This is a genomic window from Paenibacillus sp. SEL1 (assembly GCF_054602535.1).
In genome coordinates this window covers 2,926,689-2,939,896 of sequence record NZ_CM137723.1, presented here as the reverse complement: position 1 = coordinate 2,939,896, position 13,208 = coordinate 2,926,689, and the positions used below count along the sequence as shown (strand labels likewise).

Annotated in this window: 15 protein-coding genes; 2 read left to right on the top strand and 13 right to left on the bottom strand. The window is 45.6% G+C overall.

Translation table 11 applies throughout. The annotated features are described in order from the left end of the window. Positions 1-196: 196 nt before the first annotated feature. The 7 genes from ACYCSE_RS13505 to ACYCSE_RS13475 all read right to left on the bottom strand — a co-directional run bounded on the left by ACYCSE_RS13505 (position 197) and on the right by ACYCSE_RS13475 (position 6,432). Positions 197-766 carry an SF0329 family protein gene (locus tag ACYCSE_RS13505; RefSeq protein ID WP_459698388.1) on the bottom strand — a complete coding sequence of 190 codons (570 nt, stop codon included), beginning with the start codon at positions 764-766 and terminating at the stop codon, positions 197-199. Between the two features lie 54 nt (positions 767-820). Beyond that, positions 821-1,810 carry a tRNA dihydrouridine synthase gene (locus ACYCSE_RS13500; protein WP_459698387.1) on the bottom strand — a complete coding sequence of 330 codons (990 nt, stop codon included), beginning with the start codon at positions 1,808-1,810 and terminating at the stop codon, positions 821-823. A 360-nt stretch (positions 1,811-2,170) separates the two neighbouring features. Further along, positions 2,171-2,467 carry an N-6 DNA methylase gene (locus tag ACYCSE_RS13495; protein ID WP_459698386.1) on the bottom strand — a complete coding sequence of 99 codons (297 nt, stop codon included), beginning with the start codon at positions 2,465-2,467 and terminating at the stop codon, positions 2,171-2,173. Positions 2,468-2,480: 13 nt separating this feature from the next. Then, positions 2,481-4,076: a 23S rRNA (uracil(1939)-C(5))-methyltransferase RlmD gene (gene rlmD / locus ACYCSE_RS13490; protein ID WP_459698385.1), complete on the bottom strand. Its 1,596-nt coding sequence runs from the start codon at positions 4,074-4,076 to the stop codon at positions 2,481-2,483. Positions 4,077-4,298: 222 nt separating this feature from the next. Then, entirely contained in the window at positions 4,299-5,180 is an 882-nt protein-coding gene (locus ACYCSE_RS13485; protein WP_013308843.1) for a diacylglycerol kinase, read from the bottom strand. Positions 5,181-5,353: 173 nt separating this feature from the next. Continuing rightward, on the bottom strand, positions 5,354-6,142 hold the full coding sequence (locus tag ACYCSE_RS13480) for a sirohydrochlorin chelatase (protein WP_459698384.1): 789 nt from the start codon (positions 6,140-6,142) through the stop codon (positions 5,354-5,356). After that, positions 6,142-6,432: a YerC/YecD family TrpR-related protein gene (locus ACYCSE_RS13475; RefSeq protein ID WP_007428885.1), complete on the bottom strand. Its 291-nt coding sequence runs from the start codon at positions 6,430-6,432 to the stop codon at positions 6,142-6,144. Before ACYCSE_RS13475 ends, ACYCSE_RS13480 begins: the two co-directional genes overlap by 1 nt. A gap of 228 nt (positions 6,433-6,660) precedes the next feature. Here ACYCSE_RS13475 and ACYCSE_RS13470 point away from each other — a divergent pair, with 228 nt between their 5' ends. Then, positions 6,661-7,176: a hypothetical protein gene (locus ACYCSE_RS13470; protein ID WP_061830840.1), complete on the top strand. Its 516-nt coding sequence runs from the start codon at positions 6,661-6,663 to the stop codon at positions 7,174-7,176. A gap of 6 nt (positions 7,177-7,182) precedes the next feature. Here the strand turns inward: ACYCSE_RS13470 and corA are convergent, their stop codons facing one another. The 4 genes from corA to ACYCSE_RS13450 all read right to left on the bottom strand — a co-directional run bounded on the left by corA (position 7,183) and on the right by ACYCSE_RS13450 (position 11,229). Next, positions 7,183-8,142, bottom strand: coding sequence for a magnesium/cobalt transporter CorA (gene corA / locus ACYCSE_RS13465; RefSeq protein ID WP_459698383.1), 960 nt, complete (start codon positions 8,140-8,142; stop codon positions 7,183-7,185). Between the two features lie 170 nt (positions 8,143-8,312). After that, positions 8,313-8,741 carry a GNAT family N-acetyltransferase gene (locus tag ACYCSE_RS13460; protein ID WP_459698382.1) on the bottom strand — a complete coding sequence of 143 codons (429 nt, stop codon included), beginning with the start codon at positions 8,739-8,741 and terminating at the stop codon, positions 8,313-8,315. 318 nt (positions 8,742-9,059) lie between these two features. Then, on the bottom strand, positions 9,060-9,788 hold the full coding sequence (locus ACYCSE_RS13455; protein WP_061830844.1) for an amino acid ABC transporter ATP-binding protein: 729 nt from the start codon (positions 9,786-9,788) through the stop codon (positions 9,060-9,062). Then, a complete protein-coding gene (locus ACYCSE_RS13450) occupies positions 9,781-11,229 on the bottom strand; it encodes an amino acid ABC transporter substrate-binding protein/permease (RefSeq protein WP_250267478.1) in 1,449 nt (482 codons plus the stop codon). The genes ACYCSE_RS13455 and ACYCSE_RS13450 overlap by 8 nt, the downstream gene beginning before the upstream one ends. 63 nt (positions 11,230-11,292) lie before the next feature. Between ACYCSE_RS13450 and ACYCSE_RS13445 the strand changes: the two genes are divergently transcribed. Beyond that, positions 11,293-11,436 carry a hypothetical protein gene (locus tag ACYCSE_RS13445; RefSeq protein WP_318628219.1) on the top strand — a complete coding sequence of 48 codons (144 nt, stop codon included), beginning with the start codon at positions 11,293-11,295 and terminating at the stop codon, positions 11,434-11,436. A 32-nt stretch (positions 11,437-11,468) separates the two neighbouring features. On the opposite strand, the gene ACYCSE_RS13440 is transcribed toward ACYCSE_RS13445, so the two are convergent. Together ACYCSE_RS13440 and ACYCSE_RS13435 are read right to left on the bottom strand one after the other, a co-directional pair. After that, positions 11,469-12,458, bottom strand: coding sequence for an inorganic phosphate transporter (locus tag ACYCSE_RS13440; RefSeq protein WP_039272398.1), 990 nt, complete (start codon positions 12,456-12,458; stop codon positions 11,469-11,471). 14 nt (positions 12,459-12,472) lie between these two features. Continuing rightward, the gene (locus ACYCSE_RS13435) at positions 12,473-13,087 is read right to left on the bottom strand and encodes a DUF47 domain-containing protein (RefSeq protein WP_007428879.1); all 615 of its coding nucleotides are present in this window, start codon (positions 13,085-13,087) and stop codon (positions 12,473-12,475) included. Between the last annotated feature and the right edge of the window lie 121 nt (positions 13,088-13,208).

Below are 13,208 nucleotides of genomic sequence, written 5' to 3'. Positions count from 1 at the left end.
TCACACAATTAAGAGGGGCACGCCGCCCCTCTTAACTTTTTTCCTGTACATCTTCCAAACTATTTGCCATTGTGCAATACAGTAACAATGAACAGCACCCAATCCTAAAACGTTATTTGAAATGCAGGAATATAGTCAAATTGCAGTGAGGACAACCCTGACACGACGTGCCCCCATCAATAGAAGTTATTTATTTTCATAACGTACTACGCCGTAGTTCATAAAAATACTGCACAATGGGATGCTTTAACTTCATCTTCTCGGTCATGTTTAATATTCGCTTTTTTCCAACTCGTCTGTCCACTAAAGCTAGAATATTCAATAAGATATCATTACTCTCTAAGCTGTCCTCTATAGAAGTAGTTAAAAACTTATTAGCTACAACATTAAAATTAGACTTGCTTAATGAGGCCTGTGCTGACAAAAGCTCCTTTGCATGCTCTGATATTTTTCTACCTCTTGCAATTACTTGTAGACGATCCTCCGGAACATTCCCATTAGTATCTTTTCTGATCGCTTCAATTTCTTCATTGCTGATAGGAACTTGGATATCTGGATCATTCTTGATTTCCAACTCCGTCTGATACCATTTGATTGGACTAGTGATATCATTCATATTGAGTATGTTCTTCTTATCTACAGTTATATAACAAATTCCAGATTTATCAGGTAAATAACGGTAACTGGTCGCTCGGTATTCGACCCTTCCGTCTAACGCAGGAGAGAGGAAGCTCTCCAGTTGTTGCTTCAATTTACTCCAGGACATATATCCTCCTATGTTTTCAATGCCTACTAACAGCCCGTCTCCCAACTTGGCAATTTAATTTCCACGTTCCTCTACCTCATCATGATCCTTGCTTCCAAACTCATCAAGCAATGTACGCACTTCGCTTGTTGATTTGGCGTTCATTAAGCTGTTTCTGAGTTCACTTGCCCCTCTGAATCCACGGACATATATTTTGAAGAAGCGGGCGAGAGGGCTGAACGAACGTGGCTCCTGCGCTGAATAATGATCATGGAGATCTAGATGAAGACGCAGCAGTTCAAGCAATTCCTCACTGCTGTGTTCCTTCGGCTCCTTCTCAAACGCAAATGGATTCTGGAAAATACCACGCCCAATCATAATGCCATCCACTCCATATTTCTCAACGAGCTTCAAGCCGGTCTGACGGTCCGGAATATCTCCGTTAATGGTCAGCAGTGTGTCTGGTGCCACCTCATCACGAAGTTTCTTAATCTCTGGAATCAGTTCCCAGTGAGCGTCTACTTTGCTCATTTCCTCTCTGGTCCGCAGATGAATAGAGAGATTAACGATGTCTTGTTTCAAAATATGGGTCAACCAGTCGCGCCATTCATCTACGGCAGTGAAACCGAGCCTTGTTTTTACACTCACGGGCAATCCCCCGGCTTTGGCGGCCTGAATGATATTCGCTGCGATTTCGGGACGGCAGATCAGGCCGCTTCCCTTCCCATTCTCGGCTACATTCGCTACAGGACAACCCATATTAATATCGATGCCTTTGAAGCCTTCTTTCGCCATACCGATGCTCATTTCACGAAAATATTCCGGCTTATCTCCCCAGATATGGGCCACCATGGGCTGTTCATCCTCTGTAAAAGTCAAACGCCCGCGTACACTTTTGTTCCCCTCCGGGTGACAATAACTCTCTGTATTCGCAAACTCCGTAAAAAACACATCCGGTCTGGCTGCTTCACTTACGACATGGCGAAACACAACATCCGTCACATCTTCCATCGGTGCCAGTATAAAAAAAGGTCGTGGCAAATCACGCCAAAAATTATTCGTCATATCAAAAACTCCTCTATAAATACCAGGACAAATCTTTGGTCCCAAAATGGTAAAGCTAACCTGTTCATGTCCTTGCTTCTTCTTCACATATAACATGTTTAAGCAACGTAGTTCAAACGGCAGTATATGTTAAGCATAGACATCTAAATGAGTATATCATACCCAAGAGAGGAGCAGACTCCCCAAAAGACTCGCAAAAAAAGGAAGAGCGCCACCCCTCCTTGCCATCTTCTATAACGTACTGCGCCGCAGTTCATAGAAATACTGCACGGCATAACTTCCCCCAGCTTACGCCGTTCCCAAGCGAATGGCTTAAAAAAAGAGCCGAGGAATAATATCCTTGACCCTTTTCGTCAATTTCTACACATGAATACCCAAAATTTTCAACTGTTCATTGATCTTAGCTTCAAGTTCCGCGATTTCTTGTTTATCTTGCTCTAAAAGCTTACTCACTTCGGCAAGGTCAATGACTTGCTCTTCTTCAAACGTATCCACATAGCGAGGAATATTTAAGTTAAACTCGTTTTCTTTGATTTCTTCAAGTGATGCCACGCGAGCATATTTATCAACATCCACACGATTTCGGTACGTTTCGATAATCTTATTGATGTTTTTATCAGTAAATTTGTTTTGATTTTTACCTTTTTCAAACGCCAATACACCTCAACTATTAGTCTTTTCTGACCAATAGTGAACAACACTCCACGTGCACCGTATGCGGAAACATATCTACGGGTTGCACTTCCACTGTACTATACCCGCCATCCTCCAATAGCCTTAAATCCCGCGCCAGTGTGCTTGGATTACAGGATACATACACCACGCGCTCTGGCTTCATCTCCAGAATGGTATCGAGCAGGCGTGGATCGCAGCCCTTACGGGGTGGATCGACGACGATAACGTCGGCGGTGATGCCTTGCTCTTTCCATGCAGGAATGACGTCCTCGGACGCGCCTACCTCAAATTTCACATTGCGCATTTCGTTCAACAGCGCATTGCTCCGTGCATCGTCGATGGCTTCTTTGACGATCTCCACCCCATACACCTGATCCGCATGCTGAGCGAGGAACAAAGAAATTGTGCCGATGCCGCAATACGCATCAATTACCGTTTCTTTGCCCGTGAGCCCGGCATATTCGACGGTTTTGCTATACAGCACTTCCGTTTGTACGGGATTCACCTGATAAAAGGATCGCGCGGAAATCGCAAACTGGACGTTTCCAATGTAATCGTAGATCACATCACGTCCCCACAGTACACGAGTCTCGTCGCCAAAAATAACGTTCGTTCGCTTCGTATTCACGTTCTGGCATATGCTTGCCACGTGTGGGATATGCTCACGAATACTGCCGATCCACGCATCTACGTGCGGAATATCTCGTCCATTCGTCACGAGCACCAGCATCATTTCCCCCGTGCGAAAAGCGGTCTTTACAACGACATGGCGCAACAGCCCGCGTCCAGTTTCTTCATTATATGCGCTGATGCCGAGCATTCGGCCAATCTCTTTGACACGTGCGACAACTTCGTCGTTGCGCTCGTCCTGAATGAGACAGGTGTTCATATCCACAATTCGATGGCTACCACGTGCGTAGAAACCGCCCACAAGCCCGCCCTCGGTGACACCGATCGGCACCTGGGCTTTGTTGCGGTATCGCCAAGGCTCACTCATACCGAGTGTAGGATGCACGACTACGCCATGTACACGCGACATGCTGTCGGCATTTCCATCCGCATTCATGGCCGAATCAGAAGTCGTGACTGTATCGGCCTCACCATCTGTATCTGCAGAAGCAGCCAAAACCTGTGCAGTATGCTCACTGGGCTCTGTAGCCACACTCAGCTTCCCGATACGCTCCAGCACATCCACGACATGCTGGCGTTTCCAGCTGAGCTGCGCTTCGTAGCTCATATGCTGGATCTGGCAGCCACCGCATTGATCGTAGATGGCGCACGGAGCTGCAATTCGGTCTGGGCTAGCCTGCGCGATATCCAGCAGCTTGGCATACCCATACTGCTTTTTCGTTTTCAGCACCTTTACTCGAACCTTTTCACCCGGTAACGCACCTGGAACGAACAGTGTAAAACCCTCGACACGTCCTACGCCCTCGCCATCGTGGTTCATGCCGATGATGTCTATCACGGCCTCATCGTTCTTTTGCACAGGCAGATCGCTACGCTCTACACTGGATCGAATACGATTGGATGGAGTTGCTGTTGCTGCATTCCGGCGGCTTTTTCCACGTCCGCTACGGTTATTCGTCATGATTGTCACTTCTTTCTGATCTTCTTTTTATGAGGTATTTTCCTTCGGACGTCTAATTAGAATGGTCATCTAAACATACAAACATCAACTCGAAAATGCCGTTACTCCCCACGGAGAACGGCAAGAACCAATATGCTCACACAAAAAAACAAATACCTACTCTGCATTCCATATACTATATTGCGTTGCCGCCCGGAAGCAGAAGTATTTCCTCATTATTCCTCACCGGAAAACATTCAAATGATGAGGTAAATTCCGGAAAGTCGCTGGCAAGGTACCGCCCAGTTCGCCATCCAGATTAAGCTGGACATAGCCGGGTGAGGTCACTTCCATGTAATCTGTTTTAAAATAAACAATCTTCTTATCCTGCAAATGCTCACCACGCAGAGCAAGTGTTACCAATCGGATCATTTCCGCCAGATTGCATTTCCGTACAGCGATGACGTCGAGCAGTCCATCATCTATTGTCGCCCCAGGAGCAAGCTTTTCAAACCCGCCCACCGAATTCGTATTCGCAATCAGGAAAAGCATAAACTCGTCGTGAATCACTTCCTGACCCGATGCCTTGATGATCAGCTCCTGTGGGGCAAGGCTGACCATCTTCTCCATACCTTTAAAATAATACGCCAACTGGCCAATCATCGTTTTTAGCTTACTCGGAACTTCATACGTAAGCTCGGTTAAAGTTCCCCCGCCTGCAATGTTGATAAAGTAGCGGTCGTTCGCTTTTCCGATATCCAGTGGCTTCGGATTTTGACGAATAACGAGGTCGCAATAATCCTCCCAGTGCTTGGGGATGCCCAGTGCTCTGGCGAAATCATTCGTCGTCCCCAGAGGAAACACACCTAGGGGCGGGCGGTTTTCTCTTTCAGCCATCCCGTTAATGACCTCATACAATGTACCGTCGCCACCAGCGGCGATAATCATGTCATACCCACGCTCAATGGCCTCTATTGCGGCACGCGTTGCGTCCCCTTCACCCGTAGTTGCATGGCAAGAGGCTTCAATACCCCCTTCATCTAGGCGCTGCAAAACATCCGCAAGACGACGCTTCATTTCCTCACGCCCAGAGGTCGGATTATAGATTAATCTAGCTCTTTTCATTCCGTTACGCCACCCGTATATTTAATGATATTTATATTCACATAGCAGTTCATCACATTCAGTCTGTACAAAATATCATCATACTGGAAAAAGACCTCTTTTACAATAAAAGAAGCCAGACTTTGCCCAAATAAGGAAATTTAAGGCTAAAATGACGCTATAGCCGAACCAGACTACCTATGACTTGACCTTGCTTGCTTCTGCACACTTTGCAATAATTCACGAATTTGTCTATCCATCCAGCTTGTGAGCAAAGGATGCGGTAATAAAGGGTCTCCTGAATAACGGTATTCGAGTCCCTGCAAGCGTTTAGGAATCATACGACTTGTAAAATATCCCGAACTCAAAAATAGCGGTGCCACAATAACATCATGACCCCGCTCCTGATTCCAATACGCTGCCTTGTCGTACACACTCTCGGGGTTTAGCAAAGCGTGGTCCGTGATGATACCGCTCACGCTTTGCACCGTACGGGCCAACGAAGAAATCCCCTGCTCCCAGCGCTGAAAAAAGCCGTTGTGCACACTGCCGTGACCTACGAGTAAAATAACCTCTCTCGCAGGGTCGGCTGATAGCGGGCGAACCTTGTCCCATACCATGCGGGCAACATCTTCTCCGTCATCCAGCGGGCTGCCAAAATGCACTTGCGCCTTCAGTCGAAACGGCTCCAAATCTGTTTCTTTGTCCGGCGCATCTTTGACACCCAGCGCATAGCTAATCTCATCTACATGCGTACTGCCTGATGACACAAACAAAGGTATAACCAATATATCTGTTACACTCAAGGCTTCCAGACGGTCAATACCATTTTGAATCAATCTTCCTTTAACCGTTTCCAAAAATGAAACCTCTATCGGCATTTCTTCCGACAAATGAAGCTTCGCAACTGCCTGATCCACCTGTTCCACCCAATATGGCTCCCTAGAGCCATGGCTGATTACCAGTATCCCAGGGCTCCGCATTAGCGTCCCAGACGTTCCAGAGTCATTTTGTACCCGTCATTACCATAGTTCAGACAACGTTTAACACGTGAAATGGTAGCTGTACTGGCCCCCGTCTCTGCTTCAATCTGATTATATGTGCTGCCTTTGCCTAGCATACGGGCAACCTCTAGACGTTGGGAGAGGGATTGAATTTCATTAATCGTGCACAGATCATCAAAAAATACATAGCACTCTTCCAAATTTTTAAGAGTTAAAATAGCTTCGAACAATTGATCAATACTTTTATCATTAAGCTTTTTAAGCTGCATGGATTATCATCTCCCAAGGTTACGATCTCTCCTCATTGTACCCGAGGAATAGTCGGTTTTTCAAGCATTAACGGTTTCACGCATTACAGAACAACATTACATGACCATAGAAACGTACCGTACGAATGCCCAAATCCGCTTTTATACCTGATTTCGGGGCACGCGCCTAAACCCACTGTGCGTTTGTAACATACAGTAGAGTATCAACCTGCAAAGGAATGTGATCTCATGCCTGGACACTACTATCATCGGAGGCCGCTACAGCGTTCTCTTTCCGATCCGTATAGTTCATCTCCTTATCCCGGACTCGATCCATACAACGAGGTTCCGCAAGCCGGTTCTTCCGGGCTGGTTCCTTACGAGGCGCCAGCGAGTATTACGGATTCTGCCGTAGTCACACCAGACCCGGTTCCAGCCAAAGGAGGACTGCTTGGGGGTCTTGGCAACCTCGGTAATCTTAACGAAATCAAAGGCTTCATTGACCGTATGGGCGGTATTGATGGAATTGTTGCTACGGTCGGCAAGGTGCAAAAGGTTATGTCTAGTGTGCAGCAATTTGCTCCAATGGCGAAGCTGATTATGGGCTCGCTCCCAGCATTCGGCAAATCCGCGAGCAAAAATTCTGCCACAGATATCACCGAGGAATTGGATGAATACACACCACCACGCCCACGCCGGAAAAAGACGCAGCGCAAAAGCACCACTACCCCGCGTAGACGTCCGCGCAAGCGCAAAAGAAAGTAGATTATACTATTTGAACCAGCCTCGGCGCATAAACCAGACCACCATTGCAACACTCAACAAAAACATGAAGAACAGTACGCCAAAATATCCATATTCCCAGCCCAACTCGGGCATATTCGAAAAATTCATACCATAAATTCCTGCAATCAGCGTCAAGGGCATAAAGACGGTCGTAATTACGGTCAGCGTCTTCATAATTGAATTCATGCGATTGGAATTGAGCGATATATAACTGTCCCTCAGGTCGGCTGTCATCTCGCGGTCGGCCTCCAGCATGTCTGTCAGCTTCAATAAATGATCATATATATCGGTAAAATAAGCCATATGATCTCCTTGGCCCTGCACATGCTGCGAATTCAAAACTCGGTACATCAGATCACGCATGGGTACGATGGTACGGCGTAGCTTGAGCAGCCTGCCACGCAGGTCAAACACCTGCTTCATTAATTCCTCTACGGATTCGCGACCGCCCAAGCCCTCCAGCTCGGCCAATTCATCCTCAATCATAAAAAGGCTCGGAAAATAGTTATCTACCAGCTTGTCCATCACCGTGTAGGCTGCAGACAGCGGCCCTCGCGACCATATTTTACGTTCATTCGCATGCTGGACAATCCGCTCCCAGGCTTGATCCAGCTCCTCTAACTCATGATGGTGATATGTAACCAAAAAACGACTGCTAATAAACATATCCACTTCTTCCGCAGCTAACGTATCTACATCAAGCGCATGCACGACCAGAAACTGCACATCCTCGTAATAATCCAATTTGGGACGTTGCAGAACATGCATACAATCCTCCACAGCCAATGGGTGAAAATGAAAATAACTCGTCAGCAGCTCCGTCTCTCGATCTGTAGGCTCGCTAAAATCTACCCACATCCATATGTAATCCTCCATGACGATCTGATCCAATGGTTTCCCCACTGTTACCTGATGATCATGACCTATAGTCAATGTACGTATCACCGTACGTCCCCCTCGCTTACACTTCCGTCTGTTATGTTATTTATATTTTATATAAGCCAATTAACATTATACAAATCTCAAGTCCTGTATTCCTTTTAATAAAGAAAAGGATATCTCCGGGCCAACATGCCTCCCAAGATATCCTTATAAAATAATCAATTCATTGTAGATTAAATCCTTTTCACAAACCCTGTGCTTGTCGCTTCATATCCTAATCGGCGATAAAAATGATGGGCATCCTGTCGCTCACTTCGATTACCACTGTTCAAAGCAATGGCAACCACCCCGTTCTCTTTAGCCCAAGCTTCCGCTTCCTCATTTAACGCCTTCCCGATGCCTTTATTACGATGTTTTGAATCCATCACAAAAACGACGATACGCGCGTATTTTTCATTTCTTTCATAAAAGATATCCGCATGTAGCCCAACCATCCCAACGACTTCCCCTTCATCTTCAGCCACCAGAGTATGGTAGTTAGGGTCAGAAGCGATACGATCATATCTCATCTTCATATCTTCTACAGTCGTAGGATAACCAAGCTCCTCCATTAGATAAGCCAAAGCCGGAATATCCTCATGATGAGCAGTCCTTATCTTCAAAGCAAGCCCTCCACTTATGAAAATAAACATCAAAAATGAAAAATCTCACTCGCGCCCTCTTCCCCTGCACCCACTCATTCAAAAGTGAGGCAGGCTCTTTGCACGAAAAGGGACTACTCAGCGAGCAGTAGCGTAGCGGTCCATTTGAATCTGTAGAAGCGGTAGCGTTCGCCTTTGCCTCTGAATTTTCACCTAATAAGGTCTTATATAATCCAAAAATTCAGGGGCAACAGCGATCGAAAGATCAAATGGATCGCGGAGCGTCTCACAACGAGATCCCCGCCTACAAACACAAACCCTGCCTCACTTTTAATCCTCTTACAATACCTTCTCCAAGAAACTAATAGTCCGCTCGTTTTTCGGATTACCAAATACCTCTTGTGGCGTTCCTTCTTCTACGATGTAACCACCGTCCATAAACACAACACGGTCGCTTACTTCGCGTGCAAAACCCATCTCATGCGTTACGATCATCATCGTCATGCCTTCACGCGCCAGATCTTTCATTACGCCCAGCACTTCGCCTACCATTTCAGGATCGAGCGCCGAGGTCGGCTCGTCGAACAGCATAATGTCTGGATTCATTGCCAGCGCACGTGCAATCGCCACACGCTGCTTCTGACCGCCGGAAAGCTGTCCTGGCAGTGCATCTGCCTTATCGGCCAACCCTACACGATCCAGCAGCTTCATAGCCGTTTCCCGGGCCTCTGCCTTGGACTGTTTCCCCAGTTCAGTCGGCGCGAACATAATGTTCTTGAGCACGGTCATATGCGGAAACAAATTAAAATGTTGAAATACCATACCTATATTTTCACGGACTTTGTTAATGTCCACGTTTTTGTCACTCAAGTTGTAGTCATCCACAATGACCTCACCTGCGGTAATTTCTTCAAGCATGTTCATACAACGCAAAAACGTACTTTTTCCCGAACCAGAGGGGCCAATGACACATACAACCTCGCCTTCACGTACTTGCATGTCGATGCCCTTTAGCACTTGATTACTACCATAGCTTTTTTTCAGGTTTTTAACGATAATTTTACCCACGGCGAACTCTCCCTTCAAGACGGTTGGAAATTTTGGTCAGGACTGTAATGACGATAAGATACATCACCGCTACTACCAGCCAAATATCAAAGGATTGGAATGTCCGCGCAATAATGATCTTACCCGATTGGGTCAACTCGACCAGACCGATAACAGACAAAATGGACGTATCCTTCAACGTAATAACCAACTGATTGATAAACGACGGGATCATGATTTTCACAGCTTGTGGCAAAATGATTTTAAGCATAGCCGTCCGATAGGGTAGACCAAGCGAACGAGCTGCTTCCATTTGTCCCGGATCAATGGACTGAATACCACCACGGATAATCTCAGTTACATACGCACCCGCATTCAGGGATAATGTCAGTACAGCCGCGACAAAAAGCGGCATTTTGAAATCCAGTGCCTGTGGAATACCAAAGTAAATAAAGAAAGCAAGCACGATCAGCGGAATACCGCGGAATATATCGACGAATACAGTTGCAATACCACGGAACACCTTGTTATGGCTTACTTTCATAAAGCCAAACACCAACCCTAGGATAAAGGCTACGAGTAAAGATACAAGTGTGTACAGCAACGTATTTCCCATGCCCTTAATCAGCGAAGGCAGCGAAGCGGAAATCAGTCCCCAGCGGCTGGTCTCTACAGGCGCCACACCTTTGCCCGATTCGCCAAGGTATTTAGCCAAAATTTTATCGTATTCCCCGCTATTGCGCAGATTAACAAGCCCTGCATTAAATTTCTCCAGCAACTCCTGGTTCTTGCCTTGGTTAACAGCAAACCCGTAAGAAGCACCTTTTTCCTTATCTGTTACCAGCTTAAGGCCGTTATTCTGGTTTACACCGTATGCCAGTACCGGATAGTCATCAAAGCAGGCAACCGAATTACCTGTTTTGACTTCATCATACATTTGAGAAGAATCATCGAACGGTACTGTAGTAAAGCCGTATTTGGCCTTAATCGATTCTGCGAATGTGTAACCTTCCGTTCCTGTTTTGACAGCGACACGCTGTCCTTTCAAGTCCTCATAGCGTTTAACCGTATCATTATCCTTGCGGACCGCCATGACGACGCCTGAATCAAAATAAGGCTCGGAAAAATCAAATTTCCGCTTACGTTCATCGGTAATACTCATCCCGGCAATGACACCATCCACTTGATTCGTTTCAAGGGCCTGCACTGCCGCGTTAAAGCCAAGAGGCTTAATCGTATATTCAAAATTCTGATCCTTGGCAATAGCTGCCAGCAAATCCATGTCGATTCCGACAAATTTACCATCTACATCTTCAAACTCAAAAGGCGCGAACGTTGTATCCGTGCCGATATCATACTTTGTTTTATTTTCTGCATGTGCCACTACACCGAAATTACCGGACAGGGCAACCACAAAAAACAAACAAATCATGAGTGCTATTAGTTTTCTAGATTTTTGCATAATTTCCTCCAGTCAGTTGAACGGTTCAAAGTTTTCTGTTTATTCTACAGGAGTTATTAAAAATTGACTACTTTGATGTCAGGTATTTTTGAAAAACGTTTCATGGAACTATCTGGATGTGTAAACTTTGAAGAAGCCGTTTTGCCCCAGAATGCCAATAAGCCCCTGCCGCAAAAAGCGGACGGAAGCTTATTGTGTATTCTATAGTGTGTACCTATTTTTCAAGAAATAATAATGAGCTAGAAAAGAATTTTGAAAATCAATCCAGATAACAGCGCAGCAATTGGTATCGTTATAACCCAAGTAATAATAATTCGACCGGCCAGCGACCAACGCACAGCGGAAAAACGCTTCGCAGAACCCACACCCAAAATAGCCGAAGTAATGGCATGAGTGGTACTTACGGGTAAATGAAGCAATGTAGCTGTGAAAATAACAGAGGCTCCCGAAATGTCGGCTGCGAATCCGTTAATTGGCTCGATTTTAAAAATCTTGGTTCCCATCGTCTTGATGATTTTCCAGCCCCCGATAGACGTACCCAGCGCCATGGCTGTTGCGGCTGAAATTTTCACCCACATGGGTACTTCCAAATGGTCCTGATACCCCGCCGAAACGAGTGCGAATGTAATAATCCCCATCGCCTTTTGAGCATCATTCGTACCATGCGTAAACGACTGAAGCGCTGCCGTAATGACCTGCATTGTACGAAACCCTTTGTTTACCGTATGCGGACTACGACGAGCGAAGATGTATTTTAAAATTATCATCACGATGTAACCGACAACAAAAGCAATCAACGGGGAGAAAATAAGTCCTTCGACAATCCCGATGAAGCCGCTCCAGTTTAATTTATCCGATCCCGCACCTACATACACCGCTCCAGCCAATGCACCAATTAGTGCATGAGAAGAGGATGAAGGAATACCGAACCACCAGGTTAAGAGGTTCCAGATAATCGCAGCGATCAGCGTCGCAATGACGATATCAATTCCATTCGTAAGCTTGGTTGGATCAGCGACACTTCCACCAATGGTCTTCGCAACGCCTGTAAACAATATTGCCCCGAGAAAGTTCATGACTGCAGCCATAATAATCGCACGTCGCGGGGTCAATGCACGGGTCGATACCGAAGTTGCAATCGCGTTCGCCGTATCATGAAAACCATTAATAAAATCAAATGCCAGAGCAAGAAAAATAACAATACCCAATACCAGTAAACTTGTATCCATGTAAAAGGACTCCCTTACGAGTTACGCATAATGATGGATTCCAGCATATTTGCAACATCCTCGCATGAATCCGTTGTCGTTTCAAGGCGTTCGTACAATTCTTTGCGTTTAATCAGTTCAATAGGGTCAGTTACAGTTGCAAACAGGTTTTTGATGCAAATACGCAATAATTCATCCCCCTGATTTTCCAAATCATTCAGGCGAATAGTGTATTCACGAATGGCCAGCAATTTTTTCTGCGAAAGCAAATGTACAGCTTTCTGAATTTCGTAAGCTGATTGACGCAGAATATCAGCGAACTGCACAATATACTCGTCCGGCTCCGTAATGTTGTACATATAAAAACGAGAAGCCGTCGCTTCAAGACCGTCCAACACATCATCCATGGTTGTTGTCAGTTCCATGATGTCGTCGCGTTCCAACGGCGTAATGAAGGTCTTGTTCAGCTCAGTAATAATCGTGTGTGTGTAATCATCACACTTATTTTCATACTTCTTCATTTCATTTGTAAACAAAGTCACATCCTGAAGATTTGAAGTATGTTGGGCAAAATAATCGGCTGCTTGCACGATCGTATCTGCCATATTTTCCAACGTCTCGAAGAATATATCCTTTTTCTTCAATCTCATAACGATTACCCCTTTACGAAAATATCCGCAACCTGTTTCGACTGCAATAGACAACCTTTGCTATCTTATCACACTCATCAATGTTTTTGTAATGTTTGTAAAAGCAAATTTCATGACATAC

Coding starts and splice junctions, on each gene's coding strand:
- ACYCSE_RS13500 (WP_459698387.1), bottom strand. CDS start 1,810: ATGACGAATAATTTTTGGCGTGATTTGCCACGACCTTTTTTTATACTG.
- ACYCSE_RS13505 (WP_459698388.1), bottom strand. CDS start 766: ATGTCCTGGAGTAAATTGAAGCAACAACTGGAGAGCTTCCTCTCTCCT.
- ACYCSE_RS13480 (WP_459698384.1), bottom strand. CDS start 6,142: ATGCGGAGCCCTGGGATACTGGTAATCAGCCATGGCTCTAGGGAGCCA.
- ACYCSE_RS13450 (WP_250267478.1), bottom strand. CDS start 11,229: ATGCAAAAATCTAGAAAACTAATAGCACTCATGATTTGTTTGTTTTTT.
- ACYCSE_RS13485 (WP_013308843.1), bottom strand. CDS start 5,180: ATGAAAAGAGCTAGATTAATCTATAATCCGACCTCTGGGCGTGAGGAA.
- ACYCSE_RS13440 (WP_039272398.1), bottom strand. CDS start 12,458: ATGGATACAAGTTTACTGGTATTGGGTATTGTTATTTTTCTTGCTCTG.
- ACYCSE_RS13435 (WP_007428879.1), bottom strand. CDS start 13,087: ATGAGATTGAAGAAAAAGGATATATTCTTCGAGACGTTGGAAAATATG.
- ACYCSE_RS13470 (WP_061830840.1), top strand. CDS start 6,661: ATGCCTGGACACTACTATCATCGGAGGCCGCTACAGCGTTCTCTTTCC.
- ACYCSE_RS13475 (WP_007428885.1), bottom strand. CDS start 6,432: ATGCAGCTTAAAAAGCTTAATGATAAAAGTATTGATCAATTGTTCGAA.
- rlmD (WP_459698385.1), bottom strand. CDS start 4,076: ATGACGAATAACCGTAGCGGACGTGGAAAAAGCCGCCGGAATGCAGCA.